Raw genomic sequence first — 19214 nt, 5'->3', positions numbered from 1 at the left:
CGGAATCGGCCTGTCTGATGCGCGCAACGCCCCTCAGGTGTCCTCCGTCACGAAGATGCCGTTGAAGATGCGGTATCGCGCTCGATGCCCTTTGCTTGTCGGGGGACACGCGCGCGCATGGCCCTACTCGGCCCTGCGCCACCCCCTCCACTTCTCGCTTCGCCGCCACCGACGTCGGCGCGTACCACCATGCATGGACGGAGATTGATGTGACGACCCTGCGGGTCGACCAACAGCTCGCCGCTACCGTGGACCGCGCACACCGGCCCACAGTGACCTCCCGGCCCCAGATCCCGGCCCAGACCGGCCTTCCCGCGCAGGCTGACATGTCCGCGCAGGCCGTCCTTTCCCCGCAGCCCGGCGCGATCGTGCCGGCGCAGCCCGGCCCGGGAGTCCCCCCGCAGACCCGCCGCATCCTCATGCTGTCCTGGGAGTACCCGCCGGTGCTCGTCGGTGGCCTCGGCCGACACGTCCACGCGCTGTCGGTGGCGCTGGCCGCCGCCGGCCACGAGGTCACAGTCGTCACCCGCCACAGCGAGGGCGCGCCCCTTGAGGAGTACGCCGACGGCGTGCGCATCCTGCGCGCCCCCGAGGACCCGGTGACGTTCCCCCTCGCCACCGGCTCCCTGCTGGCCTGGACGATGGCGTTCAACCACACCCTCACCCGCACCGCGCTGCGCGCCACCGAAGCCGGCACCTACGACGTCATCCACGCCCACGACTGGCTCGTCGCCCACACCGCGATGACGTTGCGCGACCACCTGGACATCCCGCTGGTGAGCACCATCCACGCGACCGAAGCCGGACGGCACCAGGGCTGGCTGCCCGAGGAGATGAACCGCACCATCCACGGCGTCGAGCACTGGCTCAGCAGCGAATCCGGTCGGGTCATCGTCTGCTCCGGCTACATGCGCGACGAGGTGAGCGCCCTGTTCGGCGTACCGGCCGGTCGGGTCGACGTCGTCGCCAACGGCGTGGAGCCACACCGCTGGAAGGTCCCCGCACGCGCCGTCGCCGCCGCCCGCACCCGCTTCGCCGGAGACGGCCCGCTTGTCACCTTCGCCGGCCGCCTCGTCTACGAGAAGGGCGTCCAGCACCTGATCGCCGGGCTGCCCCGACTGCGGCAACGGCACCCGGGGCTGCGTGCCGTGATCGCCGGCGACGGCCCGTACCGTGCCGAACTGGAGGCCGAGGTGCACCGCCGCGGCCTCGGCGGCATGGTCAGCATGCCGGGCTTCCTCGGCGGCACCGACCTGCCGGCCCTGATGGCCGCCTCCGACTGCTTCGCGGTGCCCAGCATCTACGAGCCGTTCGGCATGGTGGCCCTGGAGGGCGCCGCCGCCGGGGCACCCCTGGCCGTCGCCGCCACCGGCGGCCTCGCCGAAATCGTCGAACCCGGCGTGACCGGAATGACCTTCCGCCCCCACGACCCCGACGGGCTCGCCGACGCCGTGGACGCGCTGCTGTCCGACCGCGACCGCTCACGCGCCATGGCACGCCGCGCCCGCCGGATGGTGAACGACAAGTACGGCTGGTCCGCCATCGCCCAGCACACCGCCGCCAGCTACGCCGCAGCCATCAGCACCGACGCCGAGTGCACCGCCGAACGCGCCGAGCAGCGCATGTCCCAGGGGCGGGCGCTGCCGGCGCTACCCGAAGGCAACCTCCTGGCCGCCGCCGGCCTGCGCTAACCGCCCCGACCCGACCTCCCGGGTCGACCGTCTCGGGCCTTCCGTCTCGGGCCTTCCGTCTCGGGCCTTCCGTCTCGGGCCGGCGGTGATCGACTCGCCTTCCTTGAAACCGGGGTGTCCCCGCCTTGCGGACACCCCGGTTTCCGTGAAGCCGGGTCGATCACCGCCGGCCTGAACGGATCGGGCGACTTTTGCAAGCGGTTGTTTGTGCAAGCGGTTGTTTGCGTTAGGGTCGGGTCGTGTCCACCTCACTCGCGGTGTCTGAGCCTGACCTCGACCTGGCCTTCGCAGCCCTCGGCGACCCCGTCCGTCGTGCGCTGGTGACCCGCCTCGCCCAGAGTGACGCCACGGTGGGTGAGCTAGCCGAGCCGTTCGACCTGACGCCGCAGGCCATCTCCCATCACGTCGGCGTGCTGCGGCGGTGTGGTCTCGTCGAGCAGCGACGCGAGGGCACCAGACGTCCCTGCCGGCTGCGGGCCGATCAGTTGTCGGTGCTCAGCGGTTGGATCGACGAGCAGCGGCGGGCCTGGGACGACCGACTCGACGCGCTCGAGCGACACCTCGCCGACGGAGCAGACCGATGACCGCCCGCGCGACACTGCACGGCGACGAACTGATCGCCCGGCGCCACCTGTCGGCAAGCCCCGAACGTGTTTGGGCCGCCTTCACCTCCCCGGCGAGCATCGCGGCGTTCTGGGGCGGTTCACACGCCACAGTGCCCGGCGAGTCCGTGACCGTCGACCTCCGTCCCGGCGGAGAGTTCGCGCTCGACACCCGCGCGCCGGACGGCGCGACCCACCGACTTCGGTTCGTCTACGTGAGCATCACCGCGCCGCACGAACTCGTGTTCGACGAGCCCGTCACCGGCCTGCGCACGACCGTCACCATCCAGCCCGCTGACGGCGGCGGCGCGGATCTCACGGTCCACCAGCGTCGGCTTCCCCCCGAGTTGCGCAGCACCCAAGCGGTCGACGGGCTCGCCTCGATCCTTGACGCCCTCGCCGCACACCTACAGCACGACCAGACGACACCGCCACGGAGGACTGCATGAACCAGACCACCCAACGCGACCTCGTCGCGGAATACTTCGCCGGCTTCCGGACCAGCGACCACCCGCGCATCCTCGCGACCCTCACCGATGACGTCGAGTGGGTCATTCACGGGCACCGGACGACCCGCGGCAAGGCGGAGTTCGACGGCGAGATCGAGAACCCGTCGTTCACCGGCAGCCCTCAACTCGACGTCCAGCGCGTACACGAGGACGGACCTGTCGTCGTCACCACCGGCGAGGGCCACGGCGTCAGCGTCGAGCACGGGCCGTTCCGGTTCGCCTTCAACGACCTGTTCACGTTCCGCGACGGGCTGATCGCCCGCGTCGACTCCTACGTCGTACCCCTGCCGTAGAGGCCCGCAACCCGCAATTCGCGGCCGCAGGTCCGCTTGAGCGCCGATGTAGACCGCCTCTCGCGCCGACCCACGGTTAGCCGCCCATGCCCACGCCCACGCCCACGCCCATGCGAGCCTGTCGAGCTGCCCCACCAATGGGGCGGGCGGCGGCCCTCTACCAGAGCCACGACGCTCCACATCCTGCGAGCCCCGTCGAGCTGCCGAGCCCCGTCGAGCTGCTGAGCCCCGTCGAGCTGCCGAGCCCCGTCGAGCTGCCGAGCCCTGTCGAGCTGCCGAGCCCTGTCGAGCTGCCCCATCGATGGGGCGGGCGGCGTTCCACCAGAGATCTACCAGAGTGCGACGCGCGCCGCACATCTTGCGAGCCCTGTCGAGCTGCCCCAGCAATGGGGCGAGGCGGCGGCGCTATCTACGAGGGCGGCGACGCGCGCCCCAGATTTGGGGCAGCTCGACAGCGGCCGAATACAGGTACCAGGGGGCAGGCACGGCGACCTGGCGAACACGACGGGACGGGCGGCGAAACGAAACGCGGCAGGCCGCCCACCCGATCCCGGGTCGACGGCCTGCCGATGATGCGAAGAGCGGAGGCGTCAGCGCTCGCTGAAGGGGACGTAGTCCCGCTCGGCGGAGCCGACGTAGACCTGCCGCGGACGGCCGATCTTGGTCTCCGGGTCGTTGATCATCTCACGCCACTGAGCGATCCAGCCGGGGAGCCGGCCGAGCGCGAAGAGGACCGTGAACATCTTGGTCGGGAAGCCCATGGCCTTGTAGATCAGGCCCGTGTAGAAGTCCACGTTCGGGTAGAGCCGACGGGAGACGAAGAAGTCGTCGTCGAGCGCGATCTCCTCCAACTCCATGGCGATGTCCAGCAGCGGGTCCGGCTTGGCCATCCGGCCCAGCACATCCTGCGCGGCCTTCTTGACGATCGCCGCCCGCGGGTCGTAGTTCTTGTAGACCCGGTGGCCGAAGCCCATCAGCTTGACGCCGTCCTCCTTGTCCTTGACCTTGCGGACGAAGGACCGGACGTCGCCACCCTCAGCGTTGATCTTTTCGAGCATCTCCAGCACGGCCTGGTTGGCACCGCCGTGCAGCGGGCCGAACAGCGCGTTCACGCCGGCCGAGACCGAGGCGAACAGGTTGGCGTTGCTGGAGCCGACCAGCCGGACGGTCGACGTGGAGCAGTTCTGCTCGTGGTCGGCGTGCAGGACGAACAGCATGTCCAGCACCTTCGACATCACCGGGTCGACCTCGTACGGCTCCGCCGGCACGCCGAACGTCATCCGCAGCAGGTTGTCCACGTACCCCAGGGAGTTGTCGGGGTAGAGCAGCGGCTGCCCGATGGACTTCTTGTACGCGTACGAGGCGATGGTGGGGACCTTCGCCATCAGCCGGACCGTGGAAATCTCCACGTGCTCGGAGTCGAACGGGTCCAGGCTGTCCTGGTAGAACGTCGACAGGGCGCTCACCGCGGACGAGAGCACCGCCATCGGGTGGGCGTCCCGCGGGAAGCCGTCGAAGAAGCGGCGCATCTCCTCGTGCAGCAGCGAGTGCCGCCGAATCCACTCGGTGAACTCGGTCAGCTGCTGCTCGGTCGGCAGCTCGCCGTAGATGAGCAGGTACGAGACCTCCAGGAAGGAGGACTTCTCGGCCAACTGCTCGATCGGGTACCCCCGGTAACGCAGGATGCCCGCGTCGCCGTCGATGTAGGTGATAGCGGATGAGGCGGCCGCGGTGTTCACGAAACCAGGGTCGTACGTCGTCATCCCGGTTTCTTTCAGCAGCTTGCTCACCCCGATGCCAGCGGGGCCCTCGACCGCAGGATGTACCGGCATCGACAGCTGCCCACCGGGGTGATCGAGCTTGACTTCCGTCATGTGGTTCCTCGCTTCGCCGGCAGATCTACGTTGAATTGCCTTCGCTTCTACCGTAATTGCGGCCCGGGGGACACTGCCCGCCGTGGTTCGGCGGTGAGGTATGCGTCACCCGATTCCCGACTCACCAGCCGGGAAACCTTCCGTCCCGCTCCCCGAGACGGCCCGAAGCGCCCCGAAGCGCCCGGAACGACCCCCGGACCGGACCCGTGTGCCGCAGCCTCGACGACAACGCTGGGACAGCCCTAGGACAGCGCGAGTCGGCGCAGCGTTCCGTCCCCCATGACCTGGTAGAGGTCAAGCGTGTTCGCCCCGGCCCGGAACAGCCGGTCGTCGGTGAGCAGCGCGGCGAAGCGGCGTCCTCCGGGGTCGGCCGGCACCACCGGGACCACCGCCCCGACGCGGCCGTTGACGGCCACCGCGAGTTGGGTGCCGTCCGGAACCGTGTCGGACACGTCGCCCCAGACCAGCGCCGGAAGGGTGCCGGTGTCCGGATCGGTCGCCTGGAAGGCTGCCAGGCCGGCTACCCGGGCAGTGCCGGCAGCCGTGCCGGCCAGGCGCGCGCCGCCACCCGCCGGGCCGGCACCCCCATCGGCCCCGCGCGCGCCGCCATCGGCCGGGCCGGCCCGTACCTCGGCGCCGACGAGAGGGTGCGGTGCCGGCGGCGGCGGTGGGGTGGGCACCCCGCCGGGGAAGGTGACAGGCTCGCCGGGCCGGTCGTAGAAGTGTTTCGTGCTGTCCGTGCGGGGCGCCTGCCGGGCGGAGCGGCCGTCAACGCGTCGGGGCAGGCGGATGCCGGCCTCGTCGGCGACGGTGGGCAGCAGGTCGACGTGCTCCCAGTTGCGGTCGTCGACGCGGCCGGCCTGCTGGCGGGGTTCCTTGATGAACAGGGGTACCCAGGCGACCTCACCGGCGGCGGCCTTGATGGCGTCCATGCCTCGGCCCTGCGCTCCCGGGCGGAAGCTCACCCCATGGTCGGCGGTGACCACGACGAGGGCCTGGTCGTAGAGGCCGCTGGCGCGCAGCGTCCGCAGCGTCTCGCCGATCAGCCGGTCGGTGTAGCCGAGCTGGGCGAGGTGCCGTTGCCGGGCCAGGTCGACCCAGCCGGCGCCGTCGTTGGGCAGGTCCTCCGGGGCGTCGTAGCGGGCACCGGACGGCAGGTACGCCCATGGTGAGTGCGGCATGAGCAGGTGCAGGAAGTGCAGTGTGGGCCGGGGTTCGGGTTTCAGCCCGGCGAGGAAACTGGTGAACCGGGCGGGCTGGTTGTCGTCGAGGCTGTCCCAGCGGAACTTCGGGTCGTCCGGGACGGGTTCGGCGGCGTCCAGACCGGCCTCGGCCCGGGTCTGCTCCCGGTAGGAGTCTTCCGGGTCGACGGCGCTCTCCGTCGGCCCGGCGATCTGGCCGAACAGTTTGCCGGTCTGCCGGACCAGCACGCCGAGCCCTTGATCGGGGGTGATCGGCTGTTCGCAGCGGCTCGGTGGGCAGAGGCGGGTGATGCTCTCCTGCGCCTTGACGTCGTAGAGGCCGCCGAAGGCCGTGAAGATGTTGTCGGGGTACTGCGAGTAGTGCGGCGCCACGGACCGCGCCGGGTAGCGGCCGGTGAGCATTGCGGGCAGCGCGTTCGGCGTCCATCCGCTGACACCTGTGGCGTTGCGGTACCAGGTGGACCCGCCGGCCAGTTCGGCGAAGTGCGGGAACCGTTGCGCGTCGATCCGCCCGTCGACGCCGAGCAGGCTGACAAGCGGCAGCTCGTCGAGGATCAGCATGACCACCGGCGGGTGCACGGCCGCGCCCTGCGCCGTACCGGCCGCGCCTCCGTCGCTGCGCGGCAGCACCACCGCCGAGGTGGGCGAGACGAGCAGGAACAGCGCCACGAAGGCCACCGGTCCGGCGGCGGCCAGTCGCAGCACCCGGCCCGGCGCCCGCCACCGTCGGTGCGCGGCAGCGCCGGCCGCACCGGCAAGAACCGCCACCAGCAGCACTGGTACGCCCCGAAGTGGCGTCGTGTGCCGGCCCACCTGCACGGCGAGGGCGGCCAGCAGCAGCCCCACGAGCGCGGTGTGGGTGATCGCGCGGGCGGTGCGGCCGGCCAGTCGACTGAGCGCTCCGAGCGCCACCAGGGGCAGCGTGGGCACGACCGCCACCAGGGCGACGAGCAGCAGGATCTGGCCGGGGTCGGCACGGTGGAAGAGGAAGAAGTCGGGGCTGCGGCCGAGCACGTCCAGCAGCGGCTGGGTGACGACCAGCCCGACCAGCGCGGTGACCTCCAGCAGCCGACCCACCTCGCCGCGCCAGCCCCGGTCCCATCGGCGCTGCGCCGACGTACCCGTGTCCGTGTCCGCGGCAAGCGGAGCGTCCGGAGCGTCCGGGGCAGGCGGGGCGGCCGGGTCAGCCACCCATCACCGTCCGGTAGAGCGTGCGGGTGCCCGATGGCAGTTCCAGCCGTTCGGTGACGCGTCCCCGGGCTTCCAGGAGCCGTTCGAAGGTGTCCCGACGGTAGTCGGGGAACAGGCCGTCGGGCTTGTTGGCGAGCAGGCGCTGGGCCATCGGGTCCTCCGGGTGGATGAACTCGACCACCACGGTTCCCGCTGGGGCGGTCAGTCCGGCCAGCCAGTCGACGACCTCGGGCAGCGGAACGTTGCGCCCGATGGCCAGGTGGTGCACGAGTGCCAGGGCGAGCACGACACCCGCCGAGGCCCGTTCGGCGAAACCGGCGCGCTCGACGCCCCGCCAGCCGCCGCCGGGCGACGGGTCGGCCAGGTCCACCACCAGCGGCAGGATCCGGCGTTGCCCCTCGGACCGCAGCGCCCGGTACAGCTCGTCGACCACTGCCGGGTCCTGCTCCACGGCGACCACGTAGTCGGCGTGTCCGGCGGCCAGTCGGGCGTACCGGCCGTCGTTGGCGCCCAGGTCGAGCACGAGGCGTGGACGGTTGGCGGCCACCGCGGCGACCACGAACTGTTCCTTGGCGACCCGGTCTGGCGCGGAGTAGCCGCAGGTGCTCCGGTAGTCCGCCCAGTGGCTGCCCGACGGGCGGTGCTCCAGCCTGCGGACGAGCTTCTCGATGCCGCGTACGGTGGCGGTTTGCAGTTCGCGGCTGTAGCCGGCGGCCCGCAGTTGGGCGCGGACGTCGCTGGTGCTGGCGGCGGCGTTGCGCTGTTGCATGGCGCCGTGCAGGTGCACGTGGGTGAGGACGCCGGGGCGCAGCCGGCGGGTTCCGCCGAACAGCGGGCGGAGCTGATCGGCTTCGATGCCGTCGACCTGGGCGCGCAGCCAGGGTTGGAAGTCCACGCCGAGGTGGGCGGTGAGCAGCAGCGGATAGAGCGCGGTCTGGCAGAACTGCCGGTAGCCGGCCCAGGGTTCGCCGTCGCGGACGGGCTCGAAGGAGCCGATGTCGATGAAGACCGGCTTGGCCCCACGCCACTGGAGGTTGTACGCGGAGCCGTCCTTTGTGGTGAAGCCGTCGGCGAGGGCGGTGCGCAGGATCTCCAGGTGCAGCAGCGCGGCGTCGCGCAGCATCCCGAACGACCACTCGTACGGGTGGGACACGAACGGGATCCGCTCGTGGCGCAGCACCGCCGCCCACGGTTTCCCGGCCGCGGCGGGCACGAGGGCCGGCGGGGCGTCCTCGGTGGCGCAGACCTTGCCGTCGGCCACGAGGGTGGGAAAGAACGGGCTGGCCGCGAGTGTCCGCCAGTGTTCGGCGGCCTGCGCGTCCAGCCCGCGCAGCACCTCGTCGCCGACGTGGAAGACCCGGTTGGCGGGGTCGCGGAAGGAGGCTGGCTCGGGGCGTACCCCGGTGGGTGCGGTTGTCATGTTGTCCCGACCGGTGTCAGCGCTGATCGGTGGGTTGCCGGCGGAACCGGTCGACCAGCCGCCGCCAGTAGAGCTTGGCGGCGACCGCTACGCCGGCCACCCCGCCCACGACAGCCTGCACGATAAGGCTGCCGGATCCCGCGTCCAGGTAGGCCAGATGGTTCACCGACCGCTCCTTCCCCTCGCCCGTCTCGACACCGGCGTCCCGGGCGTGCAGCGGTGAGGCTTTTGACCCAGAAAGCCGGACTTGTCTGCCACCGTACGCCGATCACCGCCGACGTACCGCCGCATCCCCGGACTCCCAGCCTCACCACAGGATGAGATCGGGGATCAGGTCCTCCTGTGGTGCATGCCGAGGCGCAGCAGCACGAAGCGCAGCACTGTGGCGGCGAGGTTCGCGGCCACCAGCACGACCAGTTCCACCGTCCGGGTGGGTGCGGCGACGGCCACGTGCAGCATCGCCAACGCGCCGCTTGTCAGCGCCAGGCCCAGCGCGAACGCCAGCAGTCCCTGCGCGTGGTGCCGACCGGCGTGCCGACGCCCGGTGATGCCGAACGTCAACCGCCGGTTCGCGGCCGTGTTCGCCACCGCCGTCACCAGCAACGCCAGCAGGTTCGCCGGCTGCGCGCCGAGCGCGCCCCGGGTGGCCACGAAGAGCAGCAGGTACGCGAGCGTGCTTGCCACCCCGACGGCCGCGAACCGCGCCAACTGGCGGGGCAACCCGACCGGCACCCGTGCCGGCGGTGCGGTCAGCGGAGCCCGGCCGAGCTGCGCGCGCAGCTCTGCCACCGGCAGCGCGCCGGTCAGCAGCGCCCGACCCAGCCGGCCCATCCCCCGCAGGTCCGCCACGGCGGTGGCGACGATGTCGACGCGGCTGTCCGGGTCGTCGACCCAGTCCACAGGCACCTCGTGGATGCGCAGTCCGGCCCGCTGGGCGAGCACCAGCAACTCGGTGTCGAAGAACCACCCGGTGTCGCGCACCAGGGGCAGCAGCTCACCGGCGACGTCGGCGCGGATCGCCTTGAACCCGCACTGCGCGTCGGAGAACCGCGCGAACAGCGCCCCGCGCAGCAGCAGGTTGTACGCCCGCGAGATGATCTCCCGCTTGGTGCCGCGTACCACCCGGGAGGTTCGCGCCAGCCGGGTGCCGATCGCCAGGTCGGAGTGGCCGGAGATGAGCGGCGCGACAAGCGGCAGCAGCGCCGCCAGGTCGGTCGACAGGTCCACATCCATGTACGCGAGCACCGGCGCCGACGACGCCGTCCAGGCGGCGGACAGCGCCCGGCCCCGCCCCTTGGCGTCCAGGTGCAGCACCTCGACGCCGGGCAGCTCACCGGCGAGACCGTCGGCGACCTGCAATGTGTCGTCCACGCTCGCGTTGTCGGCGATGGTGATCTGGAACGGGTACGGGAAGTGCTCGCTCAGGTGTGCGTGCAACAGGCGTACGCACGGCCCGAGGTCGGTCTCCTCGTTGTAGACCGGGATCACCACGTCCAACACGGCGGCGGTGCCCGGCCGGGCCTGGATGGCGGCACGGTGGCCGCTGGGCGCTGTCACGACGCCGCCTTGGGAGTGCTCAGGTCGTAGACGGTGACACCGTCGACGGTCTGCGCCGTGAAGCTCTCCGCGACCCAGGCGGCGATCTCCTGCGACGCGGAGCTGCCGCCGTTGGCCCGGAAGCCGCCAGCACCCAGGAAGTAGTGGATCTTCCCGTCGGCGACGTACCGCTGGAACTGCGCGAGCGTCGGCGACGGGTCACTGCCGTTGAACCCGCCGATCGCCATCACCGGGTCGCCGGTGGCCAACTGGTAGCCGGAGGCGTTGTTGGAACCGATGGTGGCCGCCGCCCAGGTGTACGACGCGCTGTCCCGTTCCAGCAGCTCGCGCAGGGCGGCGCTGGGCTCGCGGGCGTTGAGCAGCCCGCCCATCCCGCCACCGGCCGCAGGACCCTGCCTGCCGCCGGGGGGCACCTGACCGCCGTCGCGCCCACCGCCCGGGAAGCCGGGAGCCTGACCACCGGGCGCCTGACCACCGGGGGCACCGCCGCCCGGAAAGCTCGGCGCCTGGCCGTTGTTCTGGCCGCCCTCCGGGCTCTGGCCGCCGTCGGGACGCTGACCACCGGGCATCTGGCCGCCATCGGGGCGCTGGGCGCCGGGCATCTGGCCGCCGTCGGGACGCTGGGCGCCGGGCATCTGGCCGCCGTCGGGGCGCTGCATGCCGCCCGGGGGTTGCCCGCCGGGGAAGCCGCCGCGGCCGAAGCCGCCCGCCACGGACGGGCCGGCACTCGGGATCGAGCCGCCGTGCGGGGTCGCGGCGGTCTGGAGCGCGTACGCCGCCGGACCCGCCAGAGCCGCCGCCGCGCCGACACCCAGGACCACCGGCACCAGCCACCGGGGCAGCCGGCTGGCCAGCAGGATCCCGGCCGCGCCGGCCAGGCCGGCGACGAGTACGGCGGTGCGCAGCCACGGATACCAGTCGGGACTGCGCCCGAGCAGCACCCACGCCCACCAGGCGGTGACCGCCAGCGTGCCGGCGAGTGTTGCCGTGGCGGCCAGCGGACGCCACCGCTGCCACATCGATCCGACCGCCGGTGTGTCGCCCGGCTGCGGGCCGACAGCGGGCTCCCCGCCGGTGGCGGATGCGGGCAGCGGCCGGCGCTGCCGCCAGAGCACTGTGCCGCCGATGCCGACAAGCGCGCCGACGGCCGGGGCGAGCGCCACCGTGTAGTACGCGTGGAAGATCCCGGACATGAAGCTGAAGATCAGGCCGGTGACCAGCAGCCACCCGCCCCAGAGCAGCAGTCCGGCCCGGGTGCGGTCGGTACGCGCGGCCCGCCCGGCCGCCAGCAGCCCGGCGACCAGCAGGATCAGCGCTGCCGGCAGCAGCCAGGAGACCTGGCCGCCGATCTCGGCGTCGAACATCCGCAGCAGGCCGGTCTGCCCCGAGAACGGGCCACCGCCGCCGCCCATCCGGCCGTCGCCGACGCTGCCCACCTCGTCGCCGGTGATCCGGCCGATGCCGTTGTAGCCGAGGGTCAGCTCCAGGATGCTGTTGCCCTGCGACCCGCCGATGTACGGCCGGGCGCTTGCCGGGGTCAGCTCGACGATGGCCACCCACCAGCCGGCGGACACCACTACCGCGACGCCGGCCAGCAGCAGTTGGCGGACCCGCCGCCACAGCCCGGTCGGCGCGGCCAGCAGGTACACCCCGGCGAAGACCGGCACGACCAGGAACGCCTGGAGCATCTTGGTGAGGAAGCCGAAGCCGACGAGCGCGCCGGCCAGCACTATCCACCGGGTGCTTGCCGTCTCCAGAGCACGGACCGTGGCGTACGCCCCGCCGACCAGCAGCAGGACGAGCAGCGCGTCGGGGTTGTTGAACCGGAACATCAGCGTCGCCACCGGGGTGAGCGCGAGGACCAGGCCGGCGATCAGGCCGGCGACCGGTCCGTACCAGCGCTTCACCGTCGCGTACAGCACGCCGACGGAGGCGACCCCGCAGAGGGCCTGCGGGACGAGCATCGCCCAACTGTTCAGCCCGAAGATCCGTACCGACAGGGCCATCAACCACAGCGATGCCGGCGTCTTGTCGACGGTGATCGAGTTGGCGGCATCCGACGAGCCGTAGAAGAACGCCTTCCCGCTCACCGAGCCGGCCTGCACTGCCGCCGCGTAGAACGAGTTGGCCCAACCGGAGGCGCCCAGGCCCCAGATGTAGAGCAGGCCGGTGCCCAGGAGCAGGACCACCAGTGCGGCTCGGGTCCAGCCGGGCGTACGCGGCGGCGCGGGCTCCTCGGCGGGCGTGGCCGCCGGCGGTGGATCCGTCGGCGTTGGCTCGGCGGGTGTGGTCGGCGCGGTGTCGGTTCGGTCCATGAGCACCACCCTCGACCGCTGTCCTGTTCCGACCCCGTGCGCCGCCTATGCGCCAGCTGTGGGATTCGGCAGACGGACGGTGAACACGGTCCGGCCGGGTCGACTCTCGACCGCCACCGAGCCGTGGTGGGCCTCCACCACCGCCGCCACGATCGCCAGGCCGAGCCCGGTGCTGCCGTGCGCGCGGGACCGTGAGCTGTCGCCACGGGCGAACCGTTCGAACATCTCCGGTTGCAGCTCCGCCGGCACGCCCGGCCCGTCGTCGGCGACGGTGAGCACGGCGCTGTCACCCTCGACGGCCAGCGTGGTGGTGACGGTAGTGCCGGGCGGGGTGTGCACGCGCGCGTTGGCCAGCAGGTTCGCCACCACCTGGTGAAGGCGTGCCGCGTCGCCGGGGACCTGGATCTCCACCTCCGGCAGGTCAAGCTGCCAGCGGTGCTCGGGGCCGGCCACGTGGGCGTCGCTCACCGCGTCGACCACCAGGGCGGACAGGTCCACCGGTTCGGACGCGAGCGGCCGGCCGGTGTCGAGGCGGGCCAGCAGCAGCAGGTCGTCGACGAGGGTCGTCATCCGGGTGCTCTCCGACTCGACGCGCCGCAGCGCGTGCGCCACGTCGGGTGGTACCTCGTCGCGACCGCGTCGGGCCACCTCGGCGTACCCCCGGATCGCCGCGAGGGGGGTACGCAGCTCGTGGCTGGCGTCGGCGACGAACTGGCGTACCCGGGTCTCGCTGGCCTGCCGTGCGGCGAGCGCGTCGGCGACGTGGCCCAGCATCCGGTTGAGCGCCGCGCCGACCTGCCCGACCTCGGTACGCGGGTCGGTGTCGCCGGCCGGGACCCGGACCGCGAGCGCGACCTCACCCCGGTCCAGCGGCAGCTCGGTGACCCGGGTGGCGGTGGCGGCCACCCGGTTCAGCGGTCGCAGCGCGGCCCGCACGATCACGGCACCGGCGGCACCGGCGACGAGCAGCCCGGCGACGGCGACCCCTGCCTGCGCGGCGACCATCCACCAGACGGTCTCCTGGACGCCGGAGAGGGGGATGGCGACAGCGCGTACCCTGCCGTCGCGGAACTGCCGGGCCACGGCCCGGTAGTCGCCGCGCTCGCCCAGGTCGACGGTGCGTGGCGCGGCGCCGACCGGCAGCTCGGCCAGTACGGCGACCTCGTCGACCTCGACGACCTGCTCGTCGGGGAACGGCTGCTCGCTGGACGGGCTGTTGGTGAGGGCCGACGCGCTCGTCACACGGCCGTCGGTGATCTCGGCGACCACAGTGCCGGCGGGCGAACCGGGCGGGACGGCCGGTCCACGGCCCGGAAAGGTCGGGCGGCCGGGTCGCTCGTCGCGCATGGCCGTGGCGGGGGCCAACTGGTCGTCGAGCCGTTCGATCAGGAAGTGCCGCAACGCGACAGTGGTCAGCCCGCCGGTGGCGACGCTTACCACTGCGAAGAGCAGGACCAGTGCGAGAACCAGCCGGGTACGCAGTGACCGGCCGGCCAGCCAGCGGCGGGCGGCCCGGGGCGGGCGGCGGTCACTCGGCGGGTTTGAGGACATAGCCCGCGCCGCGCAACGTGTGGATCATCGGCGCTCGGCCGGCGTCGATCTTCTTCCGCAGGTACGAGATGTACAGCTCCACCACGTTGGCTTGGCCACCGAAGTCGTAGTTCCACACGCGGTCGAGGATCTGCGCCTTGCTGAGCACCCGGCGGGGGTTGCGCATGAGGTAGCGCAGCAGCTCGAACTCGGTGGCGGTGAGGGTGATCAGCTGGCCGCCGCGACGGACCTCGTGGCTGTCCTCGTCGAGGCTGAGGTCACCGACGGTCAGCACGGCGTCCTCCCGGGCGGCGACCGCGAAGCCGGAGCGGCGCAGCAGCGCGCGCAGCCGGGCGATCACCTCCTCCAGGCTGAACGGTTTGGTGACGTAGTCGTCGCCACCCACTGTCAACCCGGCGATGCGCTCCTCGACAGCGTCCCGGGCGGTCAGGAACAGCACCGGCACGGTCGGCGCGTGCTCGCGCAGCCCGCGCAGCACCTGGAAGCCGTCCAGGTCGGGAAGCATCACGTCGAGCACCACGGCGTCCGGCTGGAACTGCCGGGCCGCGCTCAACGCCGCCATGCCGTTGCCGGCGGTACGCACCTGCCAGCCCTCGTAGCGCAGCGCCATCGACAGCAGGTCGGTGAGCGTCGCCTCGTCGTCGACCACAAGCACCCGCACCGGTTCGCCGTCGGGGCGGCGCAACTCGATCCGGGTCGGCGCGCCCTGCCCATCCATGATCATGCCCCCATCGTGGGCGCGCGGGCTGTGCCGTGCCTCTGCCCCGGCTGTGTGCCGGCTGTGCGATCGGAGTGCACCGACGCCACCGGTCACCTCCGGCGTGGGGTCACTGGGAAACCCCGTAGGCGTCGGTACGCACGTACCGCATGCTCCAGCCGCCCAGCCCGTCCGGCTGGTCGCGCTCGTAAAGGTGGTCGGGGCCGGGCTGTGTCGGGCCGGTGCCGTCGGGGTGCCGCATGATCCACCGCTGGGGCGGAGCGCCGTCCGGGCCGGCGGGCAACTCACGCAGCAGGCCGTCCCCGGGACCGCCGACGAAGCGTACGGTGACCTCGCCCATCACGACGCCCCTCGTGAGCACGCCGGCACGCTCGGTGCGGCCAGCCCTGGCTCGCAAGCTACCGCACCCATCCGCCGCCCAGGGCGGGATCGGGCGACCCTGCGGTTTGCCCAGCTCGGAGCCCGGGTACCGAACCGGAGGCCCCCGCAGTGGGCGGGGCGAAGGTGAGGAGCGGTCGATGCGCACGCTGGACGGGCGGTACCGGCTCGAGCAGCGCATCGGGGTGGGCGGGATGTCCGAGGTGTGGCGAGCCCACGACCGCGTGCTGGACCGGCCGGTCGCCGTGAAGCTGATCTCCCCCGGCCGGGACGGCCAGCACGACACCGTCGACCGGATCCGCACCGAGGCCCGCAACGCGGCCCGGCTGGTGCATCCGAACGTGGCGAGCGTGCACGACTTCGGCACCTCACCGACGCTGCCCGGCCGCGAGTTGCCCTACATCGTCATGGAGTTGGCCGAGGGCGAGACGCTCGCCGCGCACCTGCGGTCCGGCCCGCTGGACTGGAGCATCGCGGTACGTGTCTGCGCGGAGGTCGCTGCGGCCCTGGCGGCGGCGCACGCCAGCGGCATCGTGCACCGCGACGTGAAGCCGGCGAACGTCGTCCTCACCCCCGCCGGGGTGAAGGTGCTCGACTTCGGCATCGCCACACCGGCAGGCACGTCTGATCCGTTGCCGGACGGGATGCTGCTTGGCACTCCTGCGTACCTGGCGCCCGAGCAGCTCGACGGCGCGCCGGCCACTCCGGCGGCCGACATGTACGCCCTCGGTGTGCTCCTCTACTACTGCCTCACCGGCCACCTGCCGTACCGGGCGAGCACCGCCTGGGAGCTGCTCAGCGCGCGCCGGTCCCGGCCACCCGAGCCGCTGCCCGAGATCGACGGGCTCCCGGCGGAGGTGGGCGAGCTGTGCCGGTCCTTGCTGGCCGACGATCCGGCACGGCGTCCGACAAGCCTCGTCGCCGCGCTGCTGCTGGCCGAGGCCGTCGACGCCCGGGTGTACGTGCCGATGGGGCTGCCCACGCCACGCCGGCCCGCTCCGACGTCGCCGTGGACCGAGCGGGCCGCCACCGAGGCCACCGAGGCGCTGTCGCTTGTCGACGGGTCGGCGCGGGCCGACTGACAGCGGGTCGCAGGGCGTTTCGCCAGCCCAGGGCCGGGTAGCCGGCGGGTGAGCGACGGGAGGAACGCGATGCCGGATCCGAGTCCCTGGCTTCAGGAGGCCACCGCGACCGCCGAGGGCGGCCACGTACGCACCGACGATGGTGGGCTCTCCACCGCGCTGGCGTCACCACTGGCGGCGCACTGCACCGGGTTGCGGCCGGAGCAGTTGCTGGCCGCCGCGTTCGCGTCCTGCCTGCACCACGCGGCGGTGGAGGCGGCCGGGGAGATCACCGACGAGGCGCACACGGTCCAGGTGCGGGCGGAGGCGAAGCTGGGGCGCGACGACGACGGCCTCTACCGGGCCGACGTGCACGCCTCGATCTCGTCGGCAGGCCTGAGCCGGGAGCAACTGGCCGACCTTGTCGAGTACGCCGACCGGCTCTGGCCGTTCTCCAGCGGCGACAGCAGCCGGCACCGGCTGACCGTCACACCTGCGGAGAACGGCCGGCACTGAAGCCACACGCACGGTCGGTCAGTCGACGGCGAGCACCCGCCGTTCGGTCACCCGATGCACCGACGAATGGGTGACCACGGCGGGTGGACCGACGCCCAGGCGCGGGCGCCACCAGATGCCCAGAGCCTCCCGTCGAATCGGGAATAACCGTCTCGCCCGATCCACCCTGATGGCGCTTTTGATGGCTCTGTATCCGCTCTGCCCCACGCGATCGGGGCAAATTGTGGCGCATGCCACCGTACGGACCGATCGCATCGGGCCGCTGACTCTCTAGCCTCGGCGGGTGCACCCCGACGACCCCTCCGACCAGAAGCTGACCGAAGCGCGCTCGACCACCCGTACGAGCGACGCCACATCAACCGAACGGACGATCGGCCGTCACCGGGCCCCCGAGCCGCCCCGCCGCGCCCTGCTCAGCTCGACCCCGGTCCGGGTCGCCCTGGCCACCGGCGTCACCTGCTGCCTCGGCCTGGCCGCCGTCGCCACCGTCCGCGCCACCGAGGACACTCCAGGGCCCGTGCAGCCCCTGGCCGAGGCTCTCACCGACCGCGCCGCCATCGCCGACGAACGCGCCTCCCGGTCGCTGGACCGCGACGTCGCCCCGGCGCGGGTCCTGCCCACCCCCTCGGCGTCGCCGACACCCACCCCCACCGCAACCCGCAAGGCGCCCAAGAAGCCCGTCAAGCCCCGCCGTCCCCGACCGGTAGCCGGGCTCGACCAGGCGCAGATGGACAACGCGAAGATCATCGTGGACGTGGGTCAGGAGCTGAAGATGCCCCGCCGCGCCCTCGTGGTGGCGCTGGCGACCGCCATGCAGGAGAGCAACCTCTACAACCTGGCAAGCGACGTGCTGCCGGAGTCCACGCGCTACCCGCACCAGGGCAGCGGCTCCGACCACGACTCGGTGGGGCTCTTCCAGCAGCGACCCAGCAGCGGCTGGGGCACCGTCGCCGAGCTGATGCGCCCGTCGTACGCCGCCCGGGCCTTCTACACAGCGCTCAGCGAGATCCCGGGCTGGCAGGACATGAGCGTCACCGCCGCAGCCCAGGCCGTGCAGATCTCCGCCTACCCCGACGCGTACGCCCGGCACGAGGATCGCGCCACCGCCGTGGCGGCGGCGCTCACCGTCTGAGCCCCGCCGCACACGAGCGCCTCAGCGCGTCGTACGGCCCGTCGGTGGCTCCGCGTCGCGCCCACCGGCCGCCACCCGGCTCGCCGGTACGCCCGTACCCGCCGCCGCCGTCGGGGTGTCTGCGGGCACCGGCTCGACAGTCACGCCGGCCAGGACCTCGTCCACGAGCGCCTCGCGCCGGCGCCGCGCGTACAGTGCCGCCTCGAAGTCGCGCCGGGCCTGCACGGCATCCGCGTACGCCTGTTCGCGGACCCTCCGGGCCTCCTCGCGGGCCTCGTCCAGCTCGAAGCGGGCCTGGGCCAGGATCTCGGCCGCCTCCTGGCGCACCGCGTCACCGGCCCGACGGGTGGTCTCGGCGTCGTCCAGGGCCAACCGCTGGAGCAGGCCGTTGAGCCACGCCACCTCCTGGCGGATCTCGTCCCACTCACGGGTCGCGCCGGCAGCGCCCTCCACGCGCGCCGCGAGCCGGGACAACCGGATCCCCAGCTCGTCCAGGCAGGAATCCACCTGCCGCTGGTCGTAGCCGGTCTTTCCCACGGAGAACCTCATCGTGTCGCCCCCCAGGCAGCTGTCGGTACTTTCCCCCACCTGGATCCTCGGTCGCGCGGACAACGACCGAGGGGGTTCGGGGAAATTGTTCAGCATGCGAGCGCCGGGGCGATTCGGCGACGGCCGATCACACGGCGGGGGGCGGTGCCGGACGGGTCAGACGCGCTTGGGCAGCACCACGACCCGGCCGAAGAACTCGTCGATGCGGCGCACCACATCGTTGAAGTCGTCCAGGTCGATGGGCTTGGTGACGTACGCGTTGGCCTGCAACGTGTAGCTCCCGACGATGTCGGTGTCGGCGTTGGAGGTGGTTAGCACCACGACCGGGATGGTCCGCAGATCCTCGTCCTGCTTGACCGCGCCGAGCACCTGACGCCCGTCCATGCGGGGCATGTTGAGGTCCAGCAGGATGACGTCCGGCCTGCGGGCACCGCTGTGCCGGCCTTCGGCCCGGAGGAACTCCATCGCCTCCTCGCCGTCGCTGACCACGTCGATGACCTTGTCAACGTCGGAGTCGGCCAACGCTTCCTCGATCATCAGTACGTCACCCGGGTCGTCGTCGACGACCAGGATGCGTACCGGCTGCGGGCTGTCGCCCATCACTACCTGCCTCGGGTCGGGAGGAACGGGACCGAAACGCTCATCGCGCCGGCGG

General features: G+C 72.3%; 18 protein-coding genes. 7 read left to right on the top strand and 11 right to left on the bottom strand.

Going from position 1 to position 19214, the window contains the following annotated elements:
• Positions 1-209: 209 nt before the first annotated feature.
• The 4 genes from ACPXB1_RS17970 (at position 210) to ACPXB1_RS17955 (ending at position 3095) form a co-directional block, all read left to right on the top strand.
• Complete coding sequence (locus tag ACPXB1_RS17970) at positions 210-1691, top strand: glycosyltransferase family 4 protein (RefSeq protein ID WP_425735546.1); 1482 nt, start codon at positions 210-212, stop codon at positions 1689-1691.
• A gap of 239 nt (positions 1692-1930) precedes the next feature.
• Entirely contained in the window at positions 1931-2275 is a 345-nt protein-coding gene (locus tag ACPXB1_RS17965) for an ArsR/SmtB family transcription factor (protein ID WP_355594942.1), read from the top strand.
• Positions 2272-2742 carry an SRPBCC family protein gene (locus ACPXB1_RS17960; protein WP_355594944.1) on the top strand — a complete coding sequence of 157 codons (471 nt, stop codon included), beginning with the start codon at positions 2272-2274 and terminating at the stop codon, positions 2740-2742. Before ACPXB1_RS17965 ends, ACPXB1_RS17960 begins: the two co-directional genes overlap by 4 nt.
• On the top strand, positions 2739-3095 hold the full coding sequence (locus ACPXB1_RS17955; protein ID WP_355594946.1) for a nuclear transport factor 2 family protein: 357 nt from the start codon (positions 2739-2741) through the stop codon (positions 3093-3095). Before ACPXB1_RS17960 ends, ACPXB1_RS17955 begins: the two co-directional genes overlap by 4 nt.
• Positions 3096-3685: 590 nt before the next feature.
• Here the strand turns inward: ACPXB1_RS17955 and ACPXB1_RS17950 are convergent.
• From ACPXB1_RS17950 to ACPXB1_RS17910, 9 genes are all read right to left on the bottom strand, one after another.
• Positions 3686-4969, bottom strand: coding sequence for a citrate synthase (locus ACPXB1_RS17950; protein ID WP_053659603.1), 1284 nt, complete (start codon positions 4967-4969; stop codon positions 3686-3688).
• Positions 4970-5211: 242 nt separating this feature from the next.
• A complete protein-coding gene (locus ACPXB1_RS17945; RefSeq protein ID WP_425735545.1) occupies positions 5212-7362 on the bottom strand; it encodes a sulfatase-like hydrolase/transferase in 2151 nt (716 codons plus the stop codon).
• Complete coding sequence (locus ACPXB1_RS17940) at positions 7355-8782, bottom strand: methyltransferase (protein ID WP_425735544.1); 1428 nt, start codon at positions 8780-8782, stop codon at positions 7355-7357. Before ACPXB1_RS17940 ends, ACPXB1_RS17945 begins: the two co-directional genes overlap by 8 nt.
• A 16-nt stretch (positions 8783-8798) precedes the next feature.
• Positions 8799-8948 carry a hypothetical protein gene (locus ACPXB1_RS17935; protein ID WP_192902051.1) on the bottom strand — a complete coding sequence of 50 codons (150 nt, stop codon included), beginning with the start codon at positions 8946-8948 and terminating at the stop codon, positions 8799-8801.
• A 164-nt stretch (positions 8949-9112) separates the two neighbouring features.
• The gene (locus ACPXB1_RS17930) at positions 9113-10339 is read right to left on the bottom strand and encodes a glycosyltransferase (RefSeq protein ID WP_425735543.1); all 1227 of its coding nucleotides are present in this window, start codon (positions 10337-10339) and stop codon (positions 9113-9115) included.
• Positions 10336-12654 carry an ArnT family glycosyltransferase gene (locus ACPXB1_RS17925; protein WP_425735542.1) on the bottom strand — a complete coding sequence of 773 codons (2319 nt, stop codon included), beginning with the start codon at positions 12652-12654 and terminating at the stop codon, positions 10336-10338. Before ACPXB1_RS17925 ends, ACPXB1_RS17930 begins: the two co-directional genes overlap by 4 nt.
• A 45-nt stretch (positions 12655-12699) precedes the next feature.
• Positions 12700-14205, bottom strand: coding sequence for a sensor histidine kinase (locus tag ACPXB1_RS17920; RefSeq protein ID WP_355632245.1), 1506 nt, complete (start codon positions 14203-14205; stop codon positions 12700-12702).
• Positions 14183-14929 carry a response regulator transcription factor gene (locus ACPXB1_RS17915; RefSeq protein WP_355594958.1) on the bottom strand — a complete coding sequence of 249 codons (747 nt, stop codon included), beginning with the start codon at positions 14927-14929 and terminating at the stop codon, positions 14183-14185. The genes ACPXB1_RS17920 and ACPXB1_RS17915 overlap by 23 nt, the downstream gene beginning before the upstream one ends.
• A gap of 103 nt (positions 14930-15032) precedes the next feature.
• Positions 15033-15284 carry a hypothetical protein gene (locus ACPXB1_RS17910; protein ID WP_355594960.1) on the bottom strand — a complete coding sequence of 84 codons (252 nt, stop codon included), beginning with the start codon at positions 15282-15284 and terminating at the stop codon, positions 15033-15035.
• Positions 15285-15441: 157 nt separating this feature from the next.
• Between ACPXB1_RS17910 and ACPXB1_RS17905 the strand changes: the two genes are divergently transcribed.
• The 3 genes from ACPXB1_RS17905 (at position 15442) to ACPXB1_RS17895 (ending at position 18010) form a co-directional block, all read left to right on the top strand.
• Entirely contained in the window at positions 15442-16383 is a 942-nt protein-coding gene (locus ACPXB1_RS17905) for a serine/threonine-protein kinase (protein ID WP_355594962.1), read from the top strand.
• A gap of 69 nt (positions 16384-16452) precedes the next feature.
• The gene (locus ACPXB1_RS17900) at positions 16453-16878 is read left to right on the top strand and encodes an OsmC family protein (protein WP_355594964.1); all 426 of its coding nucleotides are present in this window, start codon (positions 16453-16455) and stop codon (positions 16876-16878) included.
• 283 nt (positions 16879-17161) lie between these two features.
• Complete coding sequence (locus tag ACPXB1_RS17895) at positions 17162-18010, top strand: hypothetical protein (protein ID WP_355594966.1); 849 nt, start codon at positions 17162-17164, stop codon at positions 18008-18010.
• A 21-nt stretch (positions 18011-18031) separates the two neighbouring features.
• Here the strand turns inward: ACPXB1_RS17895 and ACPXB1_RS17890 are convergent, their stop codons facing one another.
• Complete coding sequence (locus ACPXB1_RS17890; protein ID WP_355594967.1) at positions 18032-18559, bottom strand: ATPase; 528 nt, start codon at positions 18557-18559, stop codon at positions 18032-18034.
• Between the two features lie 156 nt (positions 18560-18715).
• Positions 18716-19159, bottom strand: coding sequence for a response regulator (locus ACPXB1_RS17885; protein WP_053657802.1), 444 nt, complete (start codon positions 19157-19159; stop codon positions 18716-18718).
• Positions 19160-19214 lie beyond the last annotated feature (55 nt).

It is taken from the genome of Micromonospora sp. DT68 (assembly GCF_049847245.1).
GTDB lineage: Bacteria > Actinomycetota > Actinomycetes > Mycobacteriales > Micromonosporaceae > Micromonospora > Micromonospora profundi.
Note: the sequence above shows the minus strand (reverse complement) of the source record. Positions and strands in the feature narration are given on the sequence as shown.